The organism is Microcoleus sp. LAD1_D3 (assembly GCF_036702135.1).
GTDB lineage: Bacteria > Cyanobacteriota > Cyanobacteriia > Cyanobacteriales > Microcoleaceae > Microcoleus.
The window spans coordinates 221,019-239,020 of the sequence record NZ_JAUBSB010000001.1 but is presented as its reverse complement, the minus strand read 5'-3'; the positions used below and the strand labels follow the sequence as shown (position 1 = coordinate 239,020).

17 protein-coding genes are annotated in these 18,002 nt (G+C 45.1%); 10 read left to right on the top strand and 7 right to left on the bottom strand.

What is annotated here, in order from left to right; translation table 11 throughout:
* Nucleotides 1-2 precede the first annotated feature (2 nt).
* Nucleotides 3-1,268: a glutamate-5-semialdehyde dehydrogenase gene (locus tag QUA74_RS00935; RefSeq protein WP_333324117.1), complete on the top strand. Its 1,266-nt coding sequence runs from the start codon at nt 3-5 to the stop codon at nt 1,266-1,268.
* 321 nt (nt 1,269-1,589) lie between these two features.
* Nucleotides 1,590-2,732 (top strand): fatty acid desaturase, encoded by a 1,143-nt coding sequence (locus QUA74_RS00930; protein ID WP_333324115.1) that lies wholly within the window; start codon nt 1,590-1,592, stop codon nt 2,730-2,732.
* 59 nt (nt 2,733-2,791) lie between these two features.
* Here QUA74_RS00930 and QUA74_RS00925 read toward each other — a convergent pair whose 3' ends face one another.
* Nucleotides 2,792-4,495 carry a lipoxygenase family protein gene (locus QUA74_RS00925; RefSeq protein ID WP_333324113.1) on the bottom strand — a complete coding sequence of 568 codons (1,704 nt, stop codon included), beginning with the start codon at nt 4,493-4,495 and terminating at the stop codon, nt 2,792-2,794.
* A gap of 321 nt (nt 4,496-4,816) precedes the next feature.
* Nucleotides 4,817-5,950 carry a class I SAM-dependent methyltransferase gene (locus QUA74_RS00920; protein ID WP_333324111.1) on the bottom strand — a complete coding sequence of 378 codons (1,134 nt, stop codon included), beginning with the start codon at nt 5,948-5,950 and terminating at the stop codon, nt 4,817-4,819.
* Between the two features lie 560 nt (nt 5,951-6,510).
* Here QUA74_RS00920 and QUA74_RS00915 point away from each other — a divergent pair.
* The 5 genes from QUA74_RS00915 (at nt 6,511) to QUA74_RS00895 (ending at nt 9,297) form a co-directional block, all read left to right on the top strand.
* Nucleotides 6,511-7,566: an adenylate/guanylate cyclase domain-containing protein gene (locus QUA74_RS00915; RefSeq protein WP_333324109.1), complete on the top strand. Its 1,056-nt coding sequence runs from the start codon at nt 6,511-6,513 to the stop codon at nt 7,564-7,566.
* A 36-nt stretch (nt 7,567-7,602) separates the two neighbouring features.
* Complete coding sequence (locus tag QUA74_RS00910) at nt 7,603-8,031, top strand: NUDIX domain-containing protein (protein ID WP_333324108.1); 429 nt, start codon at nt 7,603-7,605, stop codon at nt 8,029-8,031.
* Between the two features lie 62 nt (nt 8,032-8,093).
* Nucleotides 8,094-8,549 carry an HD domain-containing protein gene (locus QUA74_RS00905; RefSeq protein ID WP_333324106.1) on the top strand — a complete coding sequence of 152 codons (456 nt, stop codon included), beginning with the start codon at nt 8,094-8,096 and terminating at the stop codon, nt 8,547-8,549.
* A 168-nt stretch (nt 8,550-8,717) separates the two neighbouring features.
* The gene (locus QUA74_RS00900; protein ID WP_333324104.1) at nt 8,718-9,086 is read left to right on the top strand and encodes a GIY-YIG nuclease family protein; all 369 of its coding nucleotides are present in this window, start codon (nt 8,718-8,720) and stop codon (nt 9,084-9,086) included.
* A 4-nt stretch (nt 9,087-9,090) separates the two neighbouring features.
* Nucleotides 9,091-9,297 (top strand): hypothetical protein, encoded by a 207-nt coding sequence (locus QUA74_RS00895; protein ID WP_333324102.1) that lies wholly within the window; start codon nt 9,091-9,093, stop codon nt 9,295-9,297.
* A gap of 175 nt (nt 9,298-9,472) precedes the next feature.
* On the opposite strand, the gene fabG is transcribed toward QUA74_RS00895, so the two are convergent.
* Nucleotides 9,473-10,237, bottom strand: coding sequence for a 3-oxoacyl-[acyl-carrier-protein] reductase (gene fabG / locus QUA74_RS00890; protein ID WP_006634175.1), 765 nt, complete (start codon nt 10,235-10,237; stop codon nt 9,473-9,475).
* Between the two features lie 73 nt (nt 10,238-10,310).
* On the opposite strand from fabG, the gene trxA reads away from it, so the two are divergent.
* A complete protein-coding gene (gene trxA / locus QUA74_RS00885; RefSeq protein ID WP_006634176.1) occupies nt 10,311-10,628 on the top strand; it encodes a thioredoxin in 318 nt (105 codons plus the stop codon).
* Between the two features lie 87 nt (nt 10,629-10,715).
* Nucleotides 10,716-11,300 (top strand): hypothetical protein, encoded by a 585-nt coding sequence (locus QUA74_RS00880; protein ID WP_333324100.1) that lies wholly within the window; start codon nt 10,716-10,718, stop codon nt 11,298-11,300.
* A gap of 1,087 nt (nt 11,301-12,387) precedes the next feature.
* Here the strand turns inward: QUA74_RS00880 and QUA74_RS00875 are convergent.
* On the bottom strand, nt 12,388-12,630 hold the full coding sequence (locus tag QUA74_RS00875) for a hypothetical protein (RefSeq protein WP_333324098.1): 243 nt from the start codon (nt 12,628-12,630) through the stop codon (nt 12,388-12,390).
* Between the two features lie 427 nt (nt 12,631-13,057).
* The gene (topA, locus tag QUA74_RS00870; protein WP_333324096.1) at nt 13,058-15,784 is read right to left on the bottom strand and encodes a type I DNA topoisomerase; all 2,727 of its coding nucleotides are present in this window, start codon (nt 15,782-15,784) and stop codon (nt 13,058-13,060) included.
* A 391-nt stretch (nt 15,785-16,175) separates the two neighbouring features.
* On the opposite strand from topA, the gene QUA74_RS00865 reads away from it, so the two are divergent.
* On the top strand, nt 16,176-16,949 hold the full coding sequence (locus QUA74_RS00865) for a hypothetical protein (protein ID WP_333324095.1): 774 nt from the start codon (nt 16,176-16,178) through the stop codon (nt 16,947-16,949).
* 14 nt (nt 16,950-16,963) lie between these two features.
* On the opposite strand, the gene QUA74_RS00860 is transcribed toward QUA74_RS00865, so the two are convergent.
* On the bottom strand, nt 16,964-17,068 hold the full coding sequence (locus tag QUA74_RS00860; RefSeq protein WP_333324093.1) for an AraC family transcriptional regulator: 105 nt from the start codon (nt 17,066-17,068) through the stop codon (nt 16,964-16,966).
* Between the two features lie 681 nt (nt 17,069-17,749).
* Nucleotides 17,750-17,980, bottom strand: a complete 231-nt coding sequence (locus tag QUA74_RS00855; RefSeq protein WP_333324091.1) for a helix-turn-helix domain-containing protein — start codon at nt 17,978-17,980, stop codon at nt 17,750-17,752.
* Nucleotides 17,981-18,002: the final 22 nt, after the last annotated feature.

The following is an 18,002-nucleotide window of genomic DNA, read 5'->3' as shown; positions in this document are numbered from 1 at the left end:
AGATGATAATAGAGGATTTTACCCATTCGTCAGATGCCGCAAATGTCGCGCGTCGCGCTTATCAAGCTTCTTTGGAGTTGGCTACGACAAAGAGTGCCGATCGCGCGGCAGCTTTGCAGGCGATGGCGGGCTGGCTGAAACGTCGGCAAAATGACATTTTAGAAGCAAATACTCTGGATCTAGAAGCGAGTCGGGACATGGCGATTCCCGAGTTGATTGTGGAGTGGCTGAAGCTGACGCCGGAACGGATCAAGACAACTGTGCAAATTCTGCAACGGTTGGGGGAAATGCCAGATCCGATCGGCAGGGTGATCAATGCTTCTTATCAGGTCGATCGCTGTCAGGTTTACTGTCAGTCGCTACCGCTGGGGGCGATCGCTCTAATTTACGAGGCGTTGCCCGAGTTGGGGGCGATCGCAGCGGGTTTGTCTCTCAAAAGCGCTAACAGTTTGATTCTCAAAGGCGGCAGCGAAAGCTGGCAAACTAATGCTGTAATTGGAGAAGCTTTGATGTCGGCGATCGATGAGGTCGGTTTGCCATCGGGATGTTTGCAGGTACTGCCGCCGGATCGGGGCGCTTCGATCCGAGAATTGGTCACTCAAGACCAATATCTCAATTTAATTATTCCCTACGGCAGGCCAAGTTTGGTGCAGCAGGTAGTAAGGTTGTGCACAGCACCAGTTTTGAGGTCGGCCATGGGCAATTGTTACCTTTATTGGTCACCGACTGGCAGTTTGGAGATGGCAAGGTGGATGATTTTGGACAGTCATCAAAGCGTGCCCGATCCTGTTAATGCGATCGAGAAAGTGCTGATCGATCGCAACCAAAAGCCTTCTTCCTTACTCCGGCTGTGGAACAGTTTAAAAGAAAAAGGCTTTCAAATTAGCGCCGATGCGGATCTCGTCGCAGATTTCCCAGACTTGAAGCTGGCGGAACCATACGAGTGGACTCAACCTTATTTAAACAAAACCATCGCGTTTAAAGTTGTCGATAGTTTAGAGATTGCGATCGGCTGGATCAACCGCTACAGCAGCGGCCACGCTGACTGCATTGCCACTGAATCTTACTTAGAAAGTCGCCAATTTGCTCTGGATGTTAACAGCGCCTCAACTTTTATTAATGCCTCACCTCGGTTTTGGCGCTATCAAAATCGGGGAGATGCGATATTTTTGGGAATGTCCAACCAAAAAGGTTATCGTCGGGGATTGATCGGGTTAGATACCCTGACAACAATCAAAGAAATTGTTCAAGGAAACGGACTTTTTTAATTTTATAGGTTATTTAGGATTGGTTATGGAGATTAAACCCAAGTGAAAAGTGGGAGAGTATTATCGATAGGTAAGCCTTTAAGAGGTGTTCCAAAATTATTTTTATAGGATACAATAATATCTTGGTACAAAAATCAGGCAGCCTTGATCTAAAGCAATTTGATCACAAGCTCCCGGATAGCCGTAGTGGAGACAGATAAAATCTCCGCAGCCTGACAATAAGCCGCCGGATTTATGTGTGGGTTCCATCTAAAATCGGGTACGGGATCTAATTAAATTTAGAAAGTTATTTAGTCACAGGAAAATACTCTTAGCGAGCACATGAAATCAGAAAAATCACTCAATACTCTATACAAGACGGCAACGCCGACTTTAGGCAAAGAAACACTAATTAACCACTCGGTATATATAAAAAAATTGCGTCCGCTGCTGCCGTCAGATGCCTTTGAACCAGATACCAGCAAGTTAGCAATACTATTCATCAACGCTGCTATTTTATTGCTGGGATGGGGAATTGCTGCTAATCTCGATCGCTGGCCTGTCTATCTTTTATGGCTTTACTTACCTTTAGCCGCGATTATGGGCAATAGTATCATAGTTTTGCTATTTAGCTCCCACGATTTGATGCACGGTAGCGTTCAGAAAAAGTCGCGCCTCACTTATCCGATCGCCTTTTTGGGACTAAGTATGCTGTTTATGCCGCCTACTCAGTGGAAAAATCTGCACAACCTCGTACATCACAATAACACGAATTCTTTGGCAGACCCCGATCGCAACTATCTGTACCAGCAACCAGATACTTGGGGAAAATGGATTCAAAATCTGTTTGTACCGTCGGTGGAAGTCAATCCGGTGTGGTTAATTGTAGGGATGGCCGGTTCGTGGTTAGTGCATAATTTCCGCAATCTCACCTCGGTACTGTTCTTTAACGATAAATCTGTCGATTACGTACCGGCTGCCTTTACTGTTAGTCCTAAAGATAGATTGACGATCGCATTTGAATGTGTGGGGATTTTAGGAATTCATGCCAGCATTTTGTTCTACCTAAATTTTCATCCGCTCAAAATCGCCCTCGCCTACATTTTGCCGATCGCAATTGGTCATGCAGGGGCAATGTTTTACATCTATACAAACCACATGGGTTGCCGGATGACCGACATTAATGACCCGCTGATTAACAGTATGTCAGTGCGCGTTCCTAAAATATTTGACCTGCTGCACTTAAATTTTTCTTACCACACAGAGCATCATATTTTCCCCAGCATCAACTCAGACTATTATCCGATGGTGCAAGAGTTGTTAAAAATTCATTATCCCGATCGGCTGAATTTAATCGAGGCTGGTGACGCTTGGCGGTTACTGGTTGAAACACCCCGGCATTATCAAGATGAAGTCACCTTCACTGATTCCTGTGGTACATTGTCCGTAAATTGCTCTATTGTTGAAGAATACAAAAACGGCTAATACAGAGTAAGGTGCGCCGCGCGCACCCTACATTGAGATATTGTGCTGAATTTTTAACTCTACATACTGATGCTATTTAGTACCAACGAAGGCTTGAGAGCAAAGTAAGGGATTACTCGTTTTTGATTGTTGGCATCAATCTTTTGTTCAGCCATATTCAAATTTTGTTGGAACTGGCTGGCTAAAAATTCGATCGGCGTTCCCTCAAAAACTTCATCGAAGCTCATCCGGTAGAGTTCTCGGAAAGATTTATCGTAATAACCTAAACGGTCATATCGATAAGCTGACAAAATAAACAGAATTTTCAGTTGTTCAGCCGCTCGCTTGTACGGAGGAAGCAACCGTAAAATGTCCTTTTCCGTAATCACTTCGAGAGTCCCAGAAGCATTAATTTTGGGAATGTCCCGGTATGCTGCCAAAGGCATATTGGCAGCAAAACTCATGTATTCATACTGGGGAAAATTGACTGCTGAATGCTGCGGACCGCAGGTAAAAATTATGGTTGTGACAATTTTAATTAATTGTTCAACTGTGTCGATTTTGCTGGGCATTCCTTTGACTTTACCGCCCTCATTCGAGGCTAATTCTTGGGCCCAAGTTTGCAGTTCCACATCTTGGACGAGTGCTTCATTTGTCGGGTAAAAGAATTTGAGATAGCCACATACAAAGGTTTCGATCGCATTCCACAGCAGCAATCCATCATCTCGATAAGGATAGTGAGGCAGTTGATTTGGATCGTCCATGCCCCGATTTTTCAGTTCGGTTGGGAAGGCAAATTGATCCAGACTCCAGTTACTACAAGCCTCTCTAGCTATTTCCATTGTCTCTGGCAAGCTACCGCTTAGCAAGTCATCGACTGGCCCGCCCGGAGCGATCAAATAAGAACGCGCCAGCTCGTTGTTGACCAGCATAAAGCGGAAGTGCGGTTTCAGCAACAGGCTCAGCGGGTGATTTTTAGCCAACTGTCGGGCGGTGGCGATCGCAATTGGTTCCATCACCAGATGAGTTCGACCTAAATGCGAACTCATTTCGTGGTGATTGGCATCTGCTACTTGTACGCAGAGTTTCGCAAACAGCCAATCCACAGGAGGATCGAACGGGGTGTAAAGATGGCTATTTGGCGTGGGATCTAGTTGAATAGCGATCGGCACCAGTTCACCGCGATCGCGAATTCCCGTCCACCGCCAAGCGAAAAAAGCTCGCGGTTTCGGCAAGAATTTTCTGCCTTTTTCATAGCTGCCGCCTCCAATTTTTGAAGGCGCGCGATAGTGTTGGTCGCTACCCGTATAATCGGCAATGTAAATGTTTTTTTGTTGCAACTCTTGGCCCAGATCGAATAATGGGTGAAAACCGGAAATTTGTGCCAGTGTTTGCGCCCGAGGATCGTCGGCATCTAAGAGGCGAAGCACCATTGGATTTGCTCCAGACAGGCGCTGTTCTGCAAAAGAGCGATCGGTTTGGTAGATTTTGGCAACTCCAGGTAGCGGCAGCAGAGTAAAGAAATCTTCATAGTCTTGGAGTTCGTCGAGAGGATCGAGAAAAGTTCTCGAATCGGCCGCCAGCATATTTCCTGGAAGTTCCGATGTTGCTAGTATCCGCTCTCCAATATACTTGCTCGAAAAGTTCTCGACTGGTGGCACATCTTTCAATAATGCCAAAGGTGATAAACTCTCAAAGTCAAACTGATAAGCTTGTTGCTGGCGATTCAAGGAATTGCGGCGCTGTTCTTGGTTCGGCTCGTCTTGAGGAAGAGAAGGTTTCATATGGTCTACCATTGTATAAATCAACTCTCTTTTTGTAGTAAAATATCGGACATCATCACTACTGAGCGAGGATGGAATTTAAAAAGTATTGTGCAGGCTCACGCTTGATATAGGTCTTATTCACCGAGCAATAATCTTATTCCGGATTTTTTTAAACTCAGAAAAATTTCTCAAAAGAAGGCAACACTTCTCGATCGCCCTAAATCTAGATTGAAAGGTTTTATTCTCCCGATAAGTAGCTCGCACTCAAGAACCCCGACATCTCACAGAAGTCGGGGTTCGGGGTGTTCAGTTTTTTGAGCTGGGTCTACGGATTAGCGATTAGGCACGAGTCATTAAATATTGACCGTTGCCGTTATATTCGCCATCGCAACTCGCGAAATTAGACACAAACCAAATTAAGTAAAACCGCCAGATTCGCCGAAATTTGGCATAGTCGATGCCGTAATCTAAATCTTTGACTATTGCCTGAGCATCGTCAAAGTTTTTCAGCCAGTTAGCAAAGGTGGTGGAGTAATTGTATCCGTTGAGATACCATCTTTGAATTGTTTTGAGGTCTTTGTTGTGGCTGGGAACTGCATCGTATTTCCAGTAACGACCGTGGGGAAAAATGTATTTGTGGGTAAAAACGCTGGATATATTGTTGGGAGTGCGAACTGTGATGATGTGAATGAAAACTTTGCCGTTATCCTTCAGGAAAGATGCCAGCTTTTGGAAAGCTTGCGTTAAATTACCTACATGACAAAAAACTCCGATGGAGAGAATTTTGTCAAATTTTGTCTCAAATTGGGCGTCGTTCAAATCGCCTTCATATAGGGTAAATCGACCTGAACTAAGATAGCTTTCGGGGTCTTCCATCTTGTGCCGCATATACTCGCATTGGTGGTGGCTGAGGTTAATGCCAGTAAAGGTGACATTGGGAAATTTGGAAAGAATGTAATTGGGAACACAACCCCAACCGCAGCCAAAGTCTAAAATATTGTCGCCATCTTGAATCTCTAGCTTCTCAATCACATCATCAATCATTTGGATTTGCGATTGTTCAAGGTTGGCGGCTCCTTTTTCCCACAATCCCATGCTGTATTTAGGATATATGAGTTTCCCGTCGCCTAACATCGGATTCAGCATTGCTTGAGGTAAGTCGTACTGAATCTTCATTAAATCCCGCGGCCCTTCGGCTGTATGGTCTGTTTCTGTTAGTACCCATTCGTAGGGTGCAAGCAGGGACGGGAAATGCTTAAAAAAGACCGGCATACAGGTATCAAAAAGCGATCGCAATACTGAATCTGGGACTTCTAATCCGTTGATATAAGACTCTGCGACTGCCATTTGCACCGTGTTAACTGCACTGACTGCGAGGCGGGTTGCTCCGTAGGCGATCGGACTTTTGCTATGTACATCTCCCACGATGGGAATGTGTTTTTCGATGCTTTGTAGGGCTGTTGATGAAGTCATGGCTATACTGGTTTTAAAGATGCTGCTATTCTATCTCACGAAAATTAGCTGGTTGTTAGAGAGCACAAAAGCTGAAACTATTGCCAAGTAAGGTTTGCACAGCCCACCTACCCAAAATCATAAAAATATATGGCGGTTGAAGGGGATTTGATAACGGATTTATAGGGGTTTGGGCGATATAAATTTTATTAAGAATTATGTCAGTCCATTTGAGATTTGAGATTTGAGATTTGAGATTTTAGATTAACTCCACAGCTTGAATGGGGGTATTTTCACGGTGGGATGAAGATTTTAGTGCTCAGTTATACCATTTTATATTTGAGAATGGGGAATGACTGATGAGCTAAGAGTTGGACTATTGCTCAGAGGTGCATTCTTTTTTTAAACTGGTGTCAGTTGGGCGCTTGAGCTGACGCAACGAGAAGCAAATGCCGATCGCGACTTATAGTTAAGGAATCAGGGGGTACAGAAAAAATGCCGAGAAACCGGGTTTGCATAAAGGTTCGCTGCAATAACAGATGTCCGCGAGATTCCTCGCTAATTAGCTAGACGCGCCACATATGCCACAGATTCACTATCTGCCGGACGATCGCACGATCGAGATAGACGACAACGATATAATTCTCGAAGCTTCCCTGCGTGCCGACATTCCCCACACCCACATCTGCGGCGGTAGCGCCCGGTGCTCGACTTGCCGGGTATTGATTGTCGAAGGTTTAGAATTTTGCTCTCCCCGCACTTCGCCGGAAGAGGAACTCGCGAAAAAATTGCGCTTAGAGCCGGAAATTAGGCTAGCTTGTCAGACACAGGTGGCGGGCGGCAAGGTGATTTTGCGCCGATTGGCGATCGATTCTGAAGACTTGGAATCATTTAATGACGAAATGGCCGGAAAGTTGATTTCTACTTCTGTGGGTCAAGAGAAAAAAATTGCAATTTTGTTTGCCGATATTCGAGGGTTTACGGCGTTTGCAGAATCGCTGTTACCCTACGATGTAATTTATATTTTAAATCGCTATTTCCAAAAAATGGGTTATGTTATTAACCGCAACGACGGGATGATTAATAATTACATGGGAGATGGTTTTATGGCTCTGTTTGGGTTGGAAAATTCAGACAAAGCGGCGGAAAAAGCGGTGAGGGCTGGGGTGGAGATGCTGGAGGAACTAGAGAAACTCAATCCCTATTTTGAGACTTTATACCGTCACCAGTTGCGGATTGGGATTGGCATTCACTGCGGTTTGGTCGTTGTGGGGAATTTGGGCGCGTCGAAGAGTCAGACGGTGACGGCGATCGGAGATGCGGTGAATTTGGCCAGCCGGATTGAAGCTGCGAACAAGCAAGTAGGAACAAGTTTATTGATTTCCGAGGAGACTTATCAGGAAGTTAAGGAATTGGCGATCGTCAATCAGTGCGTATCAGTGCAAATTCCGGGGAAAAGTGGCGAATATCCGCTGTATGAAGTAGTCGGGATGCCACCGCTGCCCGTGGAAATCCAGGAGATTTCCCCGGTAAGGACACGTTCTATTTGGCAAACTTTTGTCAATCAGTTGCGGGCTTTGTATGCTGCGCTGTACAATTGGATTAGGAAAATTTGGCGTCAAATCAAAAAACTATAGAGCAACTTCTGTGAATTTTGTTATGCCATCGATAATATGAATATTCCCAAGTCAATAGTTCGCATTTTTGTAATGCTCCCGAACGGTCAGATTGGGGCACAACTGCGAGATAATATTCCAGGTATTGCCAGTCAAGGAATGCTTTCTATTTTTGGTGGTGGCGTGGACATTGGAGAAAGTCCACAGCAGGCAGCAGTGCGAGAATTGGAAGAAGAAACTTGCCTCACAATTAATTATTACACAATGGAATTTATCGCAACTTTTACTCACCAAAAGACCCAAAATGATAAAAAACTTTTACAAAACAACCACCTTTTTTTGGCTAGAGTTAGCGATCATGATAAAATAGAAATCAAAGAAGGTGTGGGTTTGGTAGTTTTGAGAAAAGATGTAGACTTTGAAAAAGTCAACGCAGGTGAGGGTACTCAAATGGCTTGGAAATTGTTGCAGGAATATTTAAAATAAAAAGTCACACCCGATCACCCGTGAGGGGGGCTAAACTTTATTTAATAGAGAACTTCTTTACTATGTTGTCAAATACGAACTCAGAGTACGAATCATTATTAGAACGAGCGATCGGGATTGCAGCAAAAGCTCATGAGGGGCAGGTTGATAAGGCAGGCAATCCCTATCTCGATCATCCGCTATTTGTGATGGAAAATGTAAATTCTCTAGAGCAAAAAATCGTAGCGGTTCTACACGATGCGGTAGAAGATTCTGAACTTACACTTGAGCAACTTAGAAGCGAAGGTTTTCCTGAAGTTTTAGTCTCGGCGATCGCGGCGATTACCAAAATAGAAGGAGAAGCTTATGCAGCTTATTTAGAACGTGTGATTGCCAACCCGATCGCACTGCAAGTTAAAATCGCTGATGTTACTCATAACCTCGATCTTCGTCGCATAGCCAATCCGACAGAGGCAGATTTTCAACGCATTGCAAAATACAAAAAAGTCCTCACTCAGTTGTGTGCCGCCTTAAAGTAATTTAACTGGTTCCCCGGAAGAGCCTGGGAACTGATGTCACTCTTGCTCTGCCTCGCTTCCGAAAAAAAATTGGAGGCTCTTCCTCGCCTATCTGCATTAACAGGCAATCAATATCGGTAATTAAGGGGCGCTCAATATAAAATCGGGCAAATACGAGCGCCACTGATCATGCCCGATTCTATCCAACAAGAAGCCCGCCAAATTCTCGAAACCCTTGCCTTTACGCCCTTCGAGCAATGCCAATCCCTGGGCCGCTCCTTTGATACCATCCCCTCTCGCCCTGGACTTTATGCTGTCAGACATCGTGTCGATGGCCTGCTTTACATCGGTAAAACCAAAAGCTTGCGGGGTAGATTTAGTGGGGGGCACAAAGCATTTCTCTGGGCATGGCTCGACAAATACAACTGGGAAGATGTTCGTATCGCCATTCACCCGCTCTCGGCGTGGAGCAACCCTGCGTTATTATTAGAGCTAGAAGCGATTATTCTGAGAGCAACTGAGCCGCCCTACAACGTTCAAATCCCACCAGAAAGCTAGACTCATGCAATCAACAACTCTGGAACAACTATCTGTTGCCGATGCCGAAGCCATCCTAAAATACCTTCCCGAACGAATTCGTGCGGCCCTGATCGCCCGTGCTGCTGAAATTGAATATCCGATCGAAATTGTTGTGGAAATGGCAATTGCTAACTTCCTCGATAGCGAAGCACTTGGTTTCGCCGATTGCAAACCGGGGCGTGGCAACTAAAGAAGATGTTTTAAAACGCTTGCAAATCCGTTCTCCAAATACTTCGATCGAGCGAAATTTTTGTCAATGAACGGCTCAAACAATTGCAAGTGAGACTATGAGTCTAACTTGACAAGTTAACCGCAAATGTCCGCGTTCATCCGCGTGCATCTGCGGTTAAAAAAATCCCGAAATCCTAAGCCATTACCATCCCCCCATCCACATTAAAAACCTGCCCCGTTATATAAGCCGCCGCCGCATCTGCCGCCAAAAACTTCACCATCCCCGCAACTTCCTCAACTTCCCCATATCTCCCCAAGGGAATATACTTCAAAATCTCATCAGACTTGACATCCTTAGTCATATCTGTAGTGATAAAACCCGGTGCAACTGCATTCACAGTAATCCCGCGACTGGCCAACTCTTTCGCCACAGTTTTAGTAAACCCAATTACCCCAGCTTTCGCCGCACTGTAATTAGCTTGTCCGGGATTGCCCATTTGTCCAGCAACCGAAGCAATATTAATAATTCGGCCGCTTCGCTGTTTCAGCATGATTTTACTGGCAGCTTTCGCACACAAAAACACGCCGGTTAGATTCAAATCAATTACTGCTTGCCAATCTTCCAACTTCATCCGCAGCAGCAAAGTATCGCGAGTAATGCCGGCATTGTTCACCAAAATGTCAATTCGTCCCCATTTTTCCATGACATTACTGGTGAGTAAATCTACTTGGTCAGTTTTCGAGACATCTGCTGCAAGTGCCACAGCTTCTCCTCCAGCAGCGACTATTTCTGCTACCACCTCATCAGCAGCAGCACTCGAACTCGCATAGTTTACGGCGACTTTAGCGCCCTCTGCTGCTAGGGTTAAAGCAACGGCGCGGCCGATTCCCCGCGACGCACCGGTCACGACAGCAACTTGACCCCGCAATCTCTGAAAAGTCTCTGGTAATAATTCCATAATTGTGTCCTCGCAATCTACCAGAGAATTTTGCACTAAAATCGAGCCAGAACCCAAAAAATTATTTTGTCTTATGGCAGTTCAAAAACAGTTCAGCAGTTTTGAGGAGTTACTATCGGGCTCTGACTTGCCGGTGTTGGTAGATTTTTACGCTACTTGGTGCGGGCCTTGTCAGATGATGGCACCGATTTTGGAGCAAGTGAGTGGTCAGATGAAAGACAAGCTGATGGTTGTCAAAATTGACACGGATAAGTACGAACACTTGGCGTCGCAGCATCACATTTATGCTTTGCCGACTTTGGTGCTGTTCAAAAATGGCGCTGAGGTCGATCGCATTGAGGGAGTTATGCAACCGGCGCAGTTGATCGATCGACTGCAACCTCACTTGTAGCACGAGCCAATTATCTCACGCGTAGGGTGTGTCAGCTTATATCTGATTAATTATGAATAAGATAATCCTAGTTGACGCACCCTACTTATGAAGACTCCCAGCCACGCTATTATCAATCTCGCAATTCTCGGCAAACCCCAACTGCCGCAAGCTAATCTAATTATTGCGATCGGCGGAATTTTGCCGGATATTCCGATATTTTTATTTTACTTTTGGGCGAAATACATTGCTCGCTTGCCCGCAGCTACAATTTGGTCAAAAGCATACTATGAGCCTTTTGTCCAGAACGTTGTTGCTCTGTTTCATTCTATCCCTCTGGCGGTTATTGGTTTGCTAATTGCTTATTACTTTGGCTGGCAAAGTGTGCAAATTCTCTTTATCAGCATGATACTACACTCTCTGGGAGATTTGCCAGTCCACAATGACGACGCTCATAGGCACTTTTTTCCGTTCAGCAATTACCGTTTTATCAGTCCGTTTTCTTATTGGGATAGGAAGCACTACGGGTCAATTGTTTCTCTAGTGGAAATGTTGTTAGTGCTGCTGTCAACTTACCGCGTTTTTGGTTTGGTTAATTCTTATGTTGGTAAAGGATTGTTGATTTTGGTGAATTGTTTTTACTTAATTGGAGCGGTGTCTTTTTACGTTCGTTCTTTAGTTTCTCGTTCTTAATTATGCTGCTGCAATTGCTCTTTCACCTGATGAGCTAGATTGTTTTTGCCCAATTGAGGGCGATCGCACCAGGAATCTCGAAGATGATGCAAAGTTTTATAACAATCAACATTTCTGCCTCAACACCTTGACAGAAACTATTTTCCTATGGGGAGATACTAACAAGCCCGACAAGTATCTGTACCGCTTATTCGCATCTACCAAACCCAATATAAAATTTTTAAATAAATCGCCATTCAACAGTCAAGATTACTTCCCTATTAGGGCAACTCTATTAATACCTGAGTTTGACCTAAATAGCGCAAACTTACTCAATCCTCAAGCCCTTAGCAACCCTACCCCAGAACTAGCAGTCCCGGCACTTTCAGACAGTTTTAATAATAACCCCGAAGACACCGCAATCTTTTCCAAACCCATCAATTTTAGCCGGAAATTAAAGTATTTCAGTTTTACCACCCGTAAAAAAATCTGCTGATCTCTATACTCTCACTGGCTAACCTGTAAACAAAAGACAAATCGACTACTTCGGCAAAGATGCTATATTTGCGGAACGCACATCTCAACTCGCTCCAACTGCTGCCAATCCCCAAAATCCTCCACTCATTGAAAGTGGCGAACTCAAATTCAAAGACGACAACAATCAACCTTTTGAGAACAATATACCAGTTTTGTTTGTGGCGGGAAGCAACGTTTTAACAGACAACCAGAATCGCACAGGAAATATATTTTTCTGTGCATCCCATATCAGGGTCGTTAGCTTGATTGTCCCAAGATGGTTTTTCGCCCACCCGATTCCTCTGGAATATTCACAGTGGCTGTGCAGTCCCTGCTTATTCGTTTGATTTTGGTGCTTGTTACTTGCTGATTAAAGTTTTCGATGTTGTTAAAGAAAAGATATCCTCTGTTTGTGCAATTTTTTTTGAGGTTTGGCTTTTACTACTTTGCCAAGAAGATAGCCCATTCGGTCCAATACCTGTGCCCTTGTACTTTTAGATGGTAATTGCTCCTGGCTACATCCCTGCTCTTGGAACTGCATCGGTTTGATTGCTGGCTAGAGGCCACCGCCGATATTTCCCGCTGAAAAAACCTAGGAGGCGACTAAAACAGGACACTCTGAAATCCGGCAAATATTGGACACAGTGGGCTGGTGGGAAACGACTCGCAGTTCGTGAGGATACCGGGGACGCGGGTCACTTTCTAACCAGATGGGCGGTACCATCATCACTTCATAGTAAGCGATCGTATGCAAAACCCCTGGCTGGGACTTCAACTCCACTGTCAAGCCCGCTCTGTACTCAAATGCTTCTTCCCAGTCTAGGTTTCCATTCATATCCATATTCATATCCATACCGATCGCGCCTCTTAATCTTGTTCCTTTTCTCAATTGTAGGGCGCTACATAAAACATTGGGTACTTTCTGTTGCTTATGATACAATTTTTAACCTTATATGTTCGATCCATGACAATTTAACAGAGAGCCGCCATTGTCAATAAGTAAATAGGATGATTTTGCTGACGGGTGACAAGTAAACTGAAAAGGTAGGCTTGACAAGAGTTTGAGTTGAGATGTCTCAAAAAAAATAGGGGCGATCGAACCCCGCAGACGCTGATGACAAATACCTAAGAGGAGAAAATTGTCAGGACTAAACTCGTTACTACAAACCTATTTTTGTCGTGTTGTCTCGTATTTGATAAATAAAAAAACCCGGTTTTGTGAATAAACCGAGTTTTTGGGATGAGGGAAAACTAAACTAATTTTACTTAGTTGTTTTCTTGGCTGTTGTCGCAGTCGCCGTCTTTTTAGCAGTGGTTTTCTTAGCCGCAGTCTCCGTCTTTTTAACAGTGGTTTTCTTAGCCGCAGTCTTCTTCGTTGCAGTTTCCGATTTCGCCGCAGTAGTCTTAGTTGACTTCTTCGACTTGCTGCTAGATTTTCCGCCGCCCGCTGCTTCCTTCGCTGCTAACAAATCCAGTGCTTTTTGTAAGGTGAAATTCTCCACAGATTCATCCTTAGCCAAAGAAGCATTGATATCGCCGTGTTTGACGTAGGGCCCATAACGACCGTCGTAAACATTGATCAGTTCTCCCGATTCTGGATGCGCGCCCAATTCCTTCAAAGGTGTAGCTGTTTTGCTGCTGCCGCGGGCGGCTTTCGGTTGCGCTAACATTTCCAATGCCCGATCGAGCATTATAGTCAAAACATCATCCGGCGGTTTGATCGATCGATAATCTTTCCCCACCTTACCCTGGTCATGCACCACATAAGGCCCGTACATCCCCAAATTAGCTTGCACCTTCGCCCCCGTCTCCGGGTGAGTGCCCAACAACCGAGGTAAAGTCAACAAACTCACCGCCATATCCAGCGTCACGCTATCCTTATCCGTCCCCTTCGGTAAAGAAGCCCGCTTCGGTTTCTTGTTCGTTTCCGAAACATCCCCTAACTGAACGTATGGCCCATAACTGCCAATCAGCACATAAATCGGTTCCCCGGTTTCCGGGTGAAGACCCAATTTTTCCGGGCCTTCGGTTTTTTGCTTTAACAGAAACTCCACTTGTTCCGGATCTAAATCGGCAGGCGTCAAATCTTGGGGAATCGATGCTTTTACGACGCCTTCTTCGCTTTCAGATTCCAGGTATGCGCCGAATTTGCCGATGCAAACTTTAGCAGAAATATTCTCCAGTACCACAGTTCGGGCAACTTTCGCGTCAATCTGACTTTCCTGTTCTTTGACTTGGGTTGCGAGTCCGGTTTCCCCTGTATAAAACTTTTGCAAATACGGCAGCCATTTCGCCTCACCCGTGGCAATTTCATCGAGGGTTTGTTCCATTCGGGAAGTAAAACCGGTGTCAACTAAATCGGGAAAATGTGTTTCCAATAAAGTGGTGACGGCGAAAGCGGTGAATGTCGGAATTAGGGCGTTAGCTATTAATTTGGCATATCCCCGATCGACAATTGTACCGATAATACTCGCATAGGTACTCGGACGGCCCACACCTTCGCTTTCAAGCATTTTGACCAGAGAAGCTTCCGTGTAGCGGGCGGGAGGTTGAGTTTCGTGCCCGATCGCCCCTAAATCCTTACAATTAGGTTTATCCCCCACCTTCAGCGCCGGCAAAATCACCTCTTGGTCTTCCAACGCCGCATCTGGATCGTCGGAACCTTCCACGTAGGCCCGCAAAAAGCCTGGAAAATCAATGCGTTTGCCGCTGGAACGGAAACCGGCATCTTCTACCTGAGTTTGTACCGTAACGTGAGTTTGGCGGGAATCGGCCATTTGAGAAGCGACTGTCCGCTTCCAAATCAAATCGTAGAGGCGGAAATCAATCCCATCCAATCCCGTTTGCTGCGGAGTCCGAAAAGTGCTGCCGGCCGGGCGGATAGCTTCGTGGGCTTCCTGGGCACCTTTGCTTTTCGTGGTGTATTTGCGCGGTTGGGGGCTGAGGTATTCGCTGCCGTAAAGTTCTTGCACGCAACTGCGCGCCGCTTCGATCGCCTGTTCGGACAAATGCACCGAATCCGTCCGCATATAGGTGATAAAACCGCGTTCGTAGAGACTTTGGGCAATTCGCATGGTTTCCCGCGCACCCAGCCGCAGCTTGCGGTTAGCTTCCTGCTGCAAAGTCGAGGTCGTAAACGGCGGCGACGGTTTGCGGGTGACTGGCCGTTCTTCGAGATTGGTGACAGTCCAGGGTTTGTTTTGAATGCGTGAGAGTAAAGCCCGCGCCTGTTCTTCGTTCAGCAAAAGTACGCGGCGGCCGGAGATAATTTGCCCGGTATTTTCATCAAAATCGCTGCCGTTTGCAACTTTGACATTGCCGACTGTCACGAGTTTGGCATCAAAGGAAATTTTGCCCTTTTCCAAAAGGGCTTTTAAATCCCAGTAACTACCTTGGCGGAAAGCGCGGCGTTCCCGTTCCCGGCGCACCAAAAGCCTGACTGCGACTGACTGCACTCTACCGGCCGACAAACCCCAAGCGATTTTTTTCCACAGTAGCGGAGAGAGTGTGTAACCGACGAGTCTGTCGAGAATCCGGCGAGTTTCTTGGGCTTGTACAACTCGATTGTCGATATCCCGGCAGTGAGTCAAAGCATCGCGGATTGCTTCGCGGGTGATTTCGTGAAACACCATCCGCTTGATGGGCACTTTGGGTTTGAGGATTTGCAGCAAATGCCAGGAAATGCTTTCGCCTTCCCGGTCTTCGTCCGTGGCTAGAATCAGTTCTGTGGCGTCTTTGAGGGCGTCTTTGAGTTCTTTAACAATTTTCTTTTTATCTTTCGGGATGACGTAGAGGGGTTCAAAGTCTGCTTCCACGTTTACGCCCAGTTGCGCCCATTTTTCTCCTTTAACGGCTTCTGGTATTTCTTCGGCCGAGGATGGTAGGTCGCGGACATGGCCCATCGATGCCTCTACACGGTAGGTGGAGGGCAGGAAGTTGCGGATGGTGCGGGCTTTGGTCGGAGATTCGACGATGACTAAGGTTGACATGGCATCTTTTAAATATGGATAGCAGCGCAGCTAGAGGGTCTAAGTTAGAGAGTTTAGGTCAGATGTCAAGGTTTCTTTCAACTTTGGGCGATTATTTTCAAACTACCTTAATTTTTAAGTTACTGCCGATCGAGTGGCAGGTGACAAGCTGATGGGATTTTACTGCTTTCGGGCCAGAGGCTGGGAATCGCCTCTATACAAGATGCACTCTTTGGATGACCTGACTTTAGCAGAATTGTCGCTAACTGGATGTTGAGACTGTTGGATGCGGGCGGATGGTTCCTCAATCTGGTTGTAACTTGAAGGTTGGGGAGGGTTGGGGCGATCGATTTTAGATTTTAGATTTTAGATTTTAGATTGGGAAAGATTTACTGACTAGAGGTTTGGGACTTTGGTACAGTACGCTGTGCAGCATAAACGTTGTGAGCCGAAGGAAAGCAATCACAGGGGATTAAAATTACTTGAGCGATCGATCGAGTCTCTGAACAATGCTATGACATTTGAATTCGACCATCTTTTCATCCTTACTGATATTGGTGCTTCGGAAGCTAATCGTTTATCATCCTTCGGTTTAGTTGAGGGTGCATCTCGCATTCATCGCGGACAAGGTACAACCAATCGCTGTTTCTTTTTCCATAACGCAATGTTGGAATTGTTATGGATTCACGATCCAGAAGAGGCGAAGTCTGAGCCAATTCATCGGACTCGTCTTTGGGAGCGATCGACAAATCGGAATAATGGTGCGTGTCCGTTTGGCATCTGTTTGCGTCCAGCCAAAGGTTCTGAGGACACAGTTGCATTTTCGAGTTGGGAATATCGTCCACCTTATTTATCTGAAACGATGAGTATCGCGGTCGCAACAAATAGTGATGTGTTGGCTGAGCCCATGCTTTTCCAAATTTCCTTTGGTAAACGTCCCGATCAATACTCTGGTGAGAAGTCACAGCCTTTGGAGCATGGTGTTGGTTTCCGGGAAATTACTCGCGTAGAATTAGTCAGTCCTGCTGCAAATAATCCGTCACCTGAACTTCAAGCAGTGCTTGAGACAAATCAGCTAAAGTTACGGATAGGAACCGAGTATTTTGTGGAGCTGGGTTTTGATGGAGAAGTGCAGGGACAGCAGGTAGATTTTCGACCGGGATTGCCGCTTATTATCAGTTGGTAGTTGGAACCCGCCAGCTAACAATGAGTTCTATAAGCTGTAGGAGTCATACCCGTAAGCTGCCGAAACTGTTTACTCAAATGGCTGTGGCTATTGAACTCACACTTTAAGCTAATTTCCATAATCGATCGCTCTTTTTGTTTTAACAACTGCTTTGCCCTATAAATATCCGCTGTTGCAGCAGATATTTATGAGGAACCCTGCAGATCGCCTCTTTGAACAGATGACTAAATTAAAATTTACTCATGCCTAGCAATGCAGCTAAATCAGCAAGTTTGAGGTCTTGACTTAGATATTTGTTGATGTATAGTATTTATCAGCTTTGTGGGGGAACTGTCCATATAAATAATAACATGAGAAAACTCGATTTCACTTTACTTATTGGTTTGACTCCAAAAGCTGTAATCTTGTTTTTTTCAAGTGTTTTTAAGCAAATTTATTCTCGTTTCATCTTGAAACCAAGATTTGAGTTTATTTTTTTGCGGGATTTGCGGTAGTAGACTCTAACCATCAAGCTACTTTGAGGAATTTTCTCGAGCTTTTTTTATTTTCAACTCGATGTCGGCATCCTGAGCTTTTTCGTTGTTATTCACAGGCTTCGATACCTTTAATTTGGCTTTCATACGATAGTGTAATTGCTTGTGTAATGTTTGATATTTAACTGATAGGTGATAGTTATCTTCTACCCAGTGACCAATTTCTTTATAAGTCTTAAAATCACAGGACTCTTCACTTAATTTTTCTGATATTCCGGCTACTACCGCGGAAGGAATTACTCGTGGTCTACCGATTGCTTGCCGTATTTATAACAGTTCTGACAAACCGCCAGCACTATATTGTTTTAACCATCTATGTACAGTAATTCTATGTACACCTAAACGTTCAGCTACATCTGTAAGGCTTTGACTCGCTCCTGTTTTTAACCAATAAAGTGCCTGAATTTTTTGTTTATTAGGTAGAATTCGCTGCTCGAACAGAATTATTTTTAACTCGTCTGCTGTTAAATCAATTCTTTCTTGGTAGTTTACTTTCATAAAGTATTCCTCAAACTTGGTT

Bases quoted from the DNA above. Each gene is read 5' to 3' on its own strand.
- QUA74_RS00915 (WP_333324109.1), top strand. From the start codon at position 6,511: ATGCCACAGATTCACTATCTGCCGGACGATCGCACGATCGAGATAGAC.
- QUA74_RS00895 (WP_333324102.1), top strand. From the start codon at position 9,091: ATGCAATCAACAACTCTGGAACAACTATCTGTTGCCGATGCCGAAGCC.
- QUA74_RS00875 (WP_333324098.1), bottom strand. From the start codon at position 12,630: ATGAATGGAAACCTAGACTGGGAAGAAGCATTTGAGTACAGAGCGGGC.
- QUA74_RS00925 (WP_333324113.1), bottom strand. From the start codon at position 4,495: ATGAAACCTTCTCTTCCTCAAGACGAGCCGAACCAAGAACAGCGCCGC.
- QUA74_RS00860 (WP_333324093.1), bottom strand. From the start codon at position 17,068: ATGGAAATTAGCTTAAAGTGTGAGTTCAATAGCCACAGCCATTTGAGT.
- QUA74_RS00930 (WP_333324115.1), top strand. From the start codon at position 1,590: ATGAAATCAGAAAAATCACTCAATACTCTATACAAGACGGCAACGCCG.
- QUA74_RS00935 (WP_333324117.1), top strand. From the start codon at position 3: ATGATAATAGAGGATTTTACCCATTCGTCAGATGCCGCAAATGTCGCG.
- QUA74_RS00920 (WP_333324111.1), bottom strand. From the start codon at position 5,950: ATGACTTCATCAACAGCCCTACAAAGCATCGAAAAACACATTCCCATC.
- topA (WP_333324096.1), bottom strand. From the start codon at position 15,784: ATGTCAACCTTAGTCATCGTCGAATCTCCGACCAAAGCCCGCACCATC.
- QUA74_RS00880 (WP_333324100.1), top strand. From the start codon at position 10,716: ATGAAGACTCCCAGCCACGCTATTATCAATCTCGCAATTCTCGGCAAA.
- QUA74_RS00900 (WP_333324104.1), top strand. From the start codon at position 8,718: ATGCCCGATTCTATCCAACAAGAAGCCCGCCAAATTCTCGAAACCCTT.
- trxA (WP_006634176.1), top strand. From the start codon at position 10,311: ATGGCAGTTCAAAAACAGTTCAGCAGTTTTGAGGAGTTACTATCGGGC.
- QUA74_RS00910 (WP_333324108.1), top strand. From the start codon at position 7,603: ATGAATATTCCCAAGTCAATAGTTCGCATTTTTGTAATGCTCCCGAAC.
- fabG (WP_006634175.1), bottom strand. From the start codon at position 10,237: ATGGAATTATTACCAGAGACTTTTCAGAGATTGCGGGGTCAAGTTGCT.
- QUA74_RS00855 (WP_333324091.1), bottom strand. From the start codon at position 17,980: ATGAAAGTAAACTACCAAGAAAGAATTGATTTAACAGCAGACGAGTTA.
- QUA74_RS00905 (WP_333324106.1), top strand. From the start codon at position 8,094: ATGTTGTCAAATACGAACTCAGAGTACGAATCATTATTAGAACGAGCG.